The following is a 5724-nucleotide window of genomic DNA, read 5'->3' on the forward strand; positions in this document are numbered from 1 at the left end:
AATGGCTGGTGGTGATTTATCAGAACCAACATTGGTAAGTGAACAATATTTATTGGATATAGAAAGAGAAGCCTTTTTATCGCTTTGCACCGAAAGAAAAACATTGGAACGCATCCAATTTATGTTAACCAAAGGGAAACCCTTGAGAAATTAGATAATAGATTAAAAGACGGAAAGATGATAGATAAAATCTTTAATACGAAAAGTCTATCAGTCTATTATCTATTTGTCTATCATCTTAAAAAATAAATTTATGAAAACAGCCTATATAGTAAAAGCATACAGAACCGCCGTGGGAAAAGCTCCAAAAGGCGTATTTAGATTCAAACGTCCCGATGAACTCGCTGCCGAAACAATTCAATATATGATGAATGAATTGCCGGATTTCGACAAGAAACGCATCGACGACGTAATGGTAGGTAACGCAATGCCCGAAGCCGAACAAGGTCTCAATGTGGGACGATTAATTTCCCTGATGGGACTTAAAATCGAAGATGTTCCCGGTGTAACAGTAAACCGATATTGCGCATCAGGACTGGAAACTATCGGGATGGCTACAGCCAAAATCCAATCCGGAATGGCAGATTGCATCATAGCAGGTGGAGCCGAAAGTATGAGTTTTATCCCAATGGGTGGCTACAAACCAACACCGGATTATGCTGTCGCAGCAGCCGGACACGAAGATTATTATTGGGGAATGGGATTGACTGCTGAAGCCGTTGCCAAACAATACAACATTTCGAGAGCCGACCAAGATGAGTTTGCGTACCAATCACATATGAAAGCTTTGAAAGCACAAGCCGAAGGCAAATTTGACAAACAAATTGTTCCAATAACTATCGAGCAAACGTTCATTAATGAAAATGGCAAAAAAGAAACTAAATCATACATTGTAAATAAAGATGAAGGTCCAAGAGCTGGAACTTCGGTTGAAGCTTTGGCTGGATTAAGACCTGTTTTTGCTGCTGATGGAAGTGTAACAGCGGGAAATTCTTCTCAAATGAGCGATGGTGCCGCTTTCGTTTTAATTATGAGCGAAGAAATGGTAAAAGAATTAAACCTCACTCCTATTGCACGTTTGGTCAACTTTGCTTCAGCAGGAGTTGAACCTAGAATTATGGGAATTGGTCCAGTGAAAGCCATTCCAAAAGCCTTGAAACAAGCAGGATTGCAATTAAAAGACATTGATTTGGTGGAATTGAACGAAGCATTTGCATCCCAATCATTGGCAGTAATTCGCGAATTGGGTTTAAATCCTGAAATCGTCAATGTCAATGGAGGCGCAATTGCTCTTGGACATCCTCTAGGTTGTACCGGTGCAAAATTATCAGTTCAACTATTCGACGAAATGAAGCGTAGAGGAAATAAATACGGAATTGTTTCTATGTGTGTGGGAACTGGACAAGGAAGTGCGGGGATTTATGAATTACTTTAAGAGACGAATAGATAATAGACTGAAAGATAATAGATTATTATGATACAAATTTGCTTTATCAAACCAAACTCTTTTATCTCTTCGTCTATTTTGTATCATCTTTAAAAAAAACATATGAGCGAGTTCAAAAGACACAATTTTAAGAAACTAAAAATTTGGCAAATGGGAATGGAAATAGCTAAACAAATTTTAGATCTTACTGATACTTATCCAAGTACTGAAAAATTTGGTTTAAAAAGTCAAATGGATAGATGCTCTATTTCCTTGCCCTCAAATATTGCTGAAGGTTCAAGTAGAACAGACAAATCATTTAGTCATTTTCTAGATATCTCTTTAGGATCTTCTTTTGAATTACAAACACAACTTTTACTTGCAAATCACAAAAAATATATAACCGAAGAATATACCAATTTTATTGAAATAAAAATTGAAGAATTCCAAAAGGCAACTATGTCTTTTCAAAATACTCTAAACAAATAATAATTTAAAAACAAGGTAGGACGTCTATTATCTATTCGTCTATTATCTATAATCTTTATAAAAAAATGAGCGATAAAACACGCGGTGGTCAATTCATCGTAAAAGAAACAAAATGTGAAGATATCTTCACCCCTGAAGATTTCAATGAAGAGCAATTAATGATGCGTGACTCGGTTAAAGAGTTTGTGGACAAAGAAATTTGGCCTAACAAAAGCCGTTTCGAAAACAAGGATTACGCCCTTACCGAAGAAACTATGCGAAAAGCAGGTGACTTGGGATTCCTGAGCGTTGCTGTACCAGAAGCCTATGGTGGAATGGGGATGGGATTTGTAAATACAGTTTTGGTTTGTGACTATATTTCGGGAGGAACGGGGTCATTCTCGACAGCTTTTGGAGCACATACCGGAATTGGAACGATGCCAATTACTTTATACGGAACCGAAGAACAAAAACAAAAATACGTTCCAAAATTGGCTTCTGGCGAATGGTTTGGAGCTTATTGCTTGACTGAACCAGGTGCGGGTTCGGATGCCAATTCAGGAAAAACAAAAGCAGTTTTATCCGATGATGGAAAACAGTATTCTATTACAGGAGGAAAAATGTGGATTTCAAACGCAGGATTTTGTTCGGTGTTTATTGTTTTTGCTCGTATTGGAGACGATAAAAACATTACTGGTTTCATTGTAGAAAATGATCCTGCAAATGGAATTACAATGGGTGAAGAAGAACACAAACTTGGGATAAGAGCTTCTTCAACACGTCAGGTTTTCTTTGCAGACACAAAAGTTCCTGTTGAAAATATGCTTTCCGAAAGAGGAAACGGTTTTAAAATAGCAATGAATGCTTTGAATGTAGGTCGTATCAAATTAGCAGCTGCTTGTTTGGATGCACAACGAAGAGTTACTACTGGAGCAGTTAAATATGCCAACGAAAGAGTACAATTTAATACGCCAATTTCACAATTTGGCGCTATTCGATACAAACTGGCAGAAATGGCAACCTCTTGTTATGCTGGTGAAAGTGCCACATACAGAGCTGCCAAAGACATCGAAGACAGAATTAGTCTTCGTGAAGCGGAAGGTACTACCCATCAGGATGCTGAATTAAAAGGCGTGGAAGAATATGCCATTGAATGTTCAATTCTAAAAGTTGCCGTATCAGAAGATGTTCAAAACTGTGCCGACGAAGGAATTCAGATTTTTGGTGGAATGGGATTTTCAGAAGATACGCCTATGGAAAGCGCTTGGCGTGATGCTAGAATTGCCAGAATTTACGAAGGCACAAACGAAATCAACAGAATGTTGTCAGTAGGAATGCTGATTAAAAAAGCATTTAAGGGACACGTTGATTTAATTGGGCCTGCAACCAAAGTTCAAGAAGAATTAATGGGAATTCCATCATTTGAAACTCCTGATTATTCTGAATTGTTTGCCGAAGAAAAAGAAATGATTGGCAAATTAAAAAAAGCATTTCTTATGGTTGCCGGTGGAGCTGTTCAAAAATACGGTCCCGATTTAGATGGACACCAACAATTATTAATAGCCGCTGCCGATATATTAATCGAAATTTATATGGCTGAATCCACAATTTTAAGAACCGAAAAATTAGCCAAAAAAGAAAGCGAAGCCAAAGTTCAGGAACAAATCGCAATGGCAAAACTCTATTTGTACAAAGCAGTTGATGTGGTTACTCAAAAAGGAAAAGAAAGTGTTATTTCCTTTGCTGAAGGCGATGAACAACGTATGATGCTAATGGGATTACGTCGTTTTACGAAATACACCAATATGCCAAACATTATTGGTTTAAGAGAAATGATTACCACAAAATTAGTGACAGAAAACGAATATTGTTTCTAATCTAGAAATATTTTTTACTAGTTCAATTTGTTGAAAAACCGCAAATGTTTTAATAAACTTTGCGGTTTTTTTGTGCATCATAATTACATTTCGGCAGAGGAAAACTAATACCGCTAGTTATTTCAATTTAGCGCAATAATTCCTAATGCTATCGGGAGAACTGAATTAAATATATAGCGGCATTATACGAAACCTTTGGACTAAAAATATAATAAGTAATGGCATAAAATAATTTCTATTTTTTCATCTGCAAATTCAATAAATAGTTATTAATAACCATTAATAATTCAACCTCATAAAATAGATAGAAATTTATAGTTAAGTTAAAATGATTCTCCTGCATTAAGATAGAACGCTTTGGAATGTCGTCCCCAGGCATAATTAAGAACCAGATTAGTACGGGTAGCCTTATCAATTAAAATTCGCAAACCTACCCCCACAGCAGGTTGAACATACTGAAAAAGTTGAATTCCTCGATCTTTATCACTTGCTGTGGTAAAATTGGCAAAGACGGTTCCACTGACTAGCTGATTGCAACTAATTGGAAACCGATATTCAGTTTCTAAATAGACCATTTTTTGACCACGAAACAATCCCTGTGTATATCCTTTTCCACTGCGGCTTCTTTGATCCCAGCCTATTGAAGGCAAATTAAGATAAGGAACAGTACCTACAGTTAAAAACTGCCCAGTTGCCCATAAACTAAAAACATGCTGTTCATTATATTTGCTTAAAGGTAAAAAATAGCGATACTCCATAAAAAGCATGTTGCTGGCATGTTGATTTTTATTTAGTGCCGGGTTGAAACGGTAATTGATATTGGCAAACATTCCGTGGTTGGTATTGATTTGATTATCTCTGGAGTCGTATAATAAATTAAGACTCAACCCATTTACAAAATATTCATTTTCATTATAGCCATATTTTTTACTATAATTGTAATGATTAGTAAATTGTCCGTTAGCAACATCAAGATTTTCATCAATTATTGTGGTGTACCAGTCTAAATGAACACCGGCACCTATATAATAATTATTTTTGACTTCCCAGGAGACCGTTTGATGGAACTTTAAATAATTATAATCCATGGGTTCTTTTAAAGTTTCCAAATCAAATCCTCCATCTCGGGTTGCAGGAGGAATAATATCGGTCCCCAATCCATAATTAGGTTGCGAAAAAATATAAAAGCGCCAGTCTCCACTCAAAAAAACCCTGTTATTATGAAGCATCACGCTGTTTTTTACATTGATAAGGATTTGTTTTTTTTCAGTATATGTAGCCCCAAGATTAATAGAAGAATATTTATCATCCAATTTCTTCCCTTTGAAAGTATATTGAGTAACAAAACCATACGAAAAACCAGTGGCGGGTTGCGAACCAATGATGGGTATAATGAGGAAAAAATTATTTTTCTTTGGTTTCAATACAAGGACAGAATCTTTCTTTTTAAAAAGTTCAGGAAGTGATTTCACTGGACAACGCCTTATAGAATCGGTTGAATTCTGTGCTATAGCACTAAATTGTAGCAAAATAACTAGCAATAAGCCAATACCTGATATACATCTTTTTTTCATAATGCTAATTTACAAAAATTACAGCTAAAAATCAGTATAATTTAAACTTTGCGTCTCATTATGTACTTATGACTAAAGAGAAATATCAAAACCATTTTAAAAGCAAAAAACAGATTATAAACTAACAATTGCCGTCTATAATCTGTTTTTTTATTTTCCAAAAATACTATCTATTTTTTTACTTCCTCTTTCTTAATCAATCCTTTATTGTTGAGCTCGGTTTTAACAGCTGCAATAATAGCATCTAAAGTAGTGTCTAATTTAGAAGGATTTACTGTAGATATAACCCGTTGGGTGCAATTATTTAAAGTAAAATAAATTGAATAAATATTGGTCAAGATACTGAAATTCAGTATCTTGAAGTCGCTAAACCGCCAAT

5 protein-coding genes are annotated in these 5724 nt (G+C 35.5%); 3 read left to right on the forward strand and 2 right to left on the reverse strand.

Going from position 1 to position 5724, the window contains the following annotated elements; genetic code table 11:
* Positions 1 to 253: 253 nt before the first annotated feature.
* The 3 genes from ACH2BV_RS05225 to ACH2BV_RS05235 all read left to right on the forward strand — a co-directional run bounded on the left by ACH2BV_RS05225 (position 254) and on the right by ACH2BV_RS05235 (position 3771).
* Positions 254 to 1435, forward strand: a complete 1182-nt coding sequence (locus ACH2BV_RS05225) for an acetyl-CoA C-acyltransferase (protein ID WP_395049669.1) — start codon at positions 254 to 256, stop codon at positions 1433 to 1435.
* Between the two features lie 114 nt (positions 1436 to 1549).
* Complete coding sequence (locus ACH2BV_RS05230) at positions 1550 to 1915, forward strand: four helix bundle protein (RefSeq protein WP_395049670.1); 366 nt, start codon at positions 1550 to 1552, stop codon at positions 1913 to 1915.
* A 65-nt stretch (positions 1916 to 1980) separates the two neighbouring features.
* Positions 1981 to 3771 (forward strand): acyl-CoA dehydrogenase family protein, encoded by a 1791-nt coding sequence (locus ACH2BV_RS05235; RefSeq protein WP_395049671.1) that lies wholly within the window; start codon positions 1981 to 1983, stop codon positions 3769 to 3771.
* A 323-nt stretch (positions 3772 to 4094) separates the two neighbouring features.
* Here ACH2BV_RS05235 and ACH2BV_RS05240 read toward each other — a convergent pair whose 3' ends face one another.
* Together ACH2BV_RS05240 and ACH2BV_RS05245 are read right to left on the reverse strand one after the other, a co-directional pair.
* Positions 4095 to 5345 (reverse strand): BamA/TamA family outer membrane protein, encoded by a 1251-nt coding sequence (locus tag ACH2BV_RS05240; protein ID WP_395049672.1) that lies wholly within the window; start codon positions 5343 to 5345, stop codon positions 4095 to 4097.
* A 170-nt stretch (positions 5346 to 5515) separates the two neighbouring features.
* A partial coding sequence (locus tag ACH2BV_RS05245; RefSeq protein WP_395049673.1) for a hypothetical protein occupies positions 5516 to 5724 on the reverse strand: 209 nt, incomplete at its 5' end.

It is taken from the genome of Flavobacterium sp., from assembly GCF_043780635.1.
GTDB lineage: Bacteria > Bacteroidota > Bacteroidia > Flavobacteriales > Flavobacteriaceae > Flavobacterium.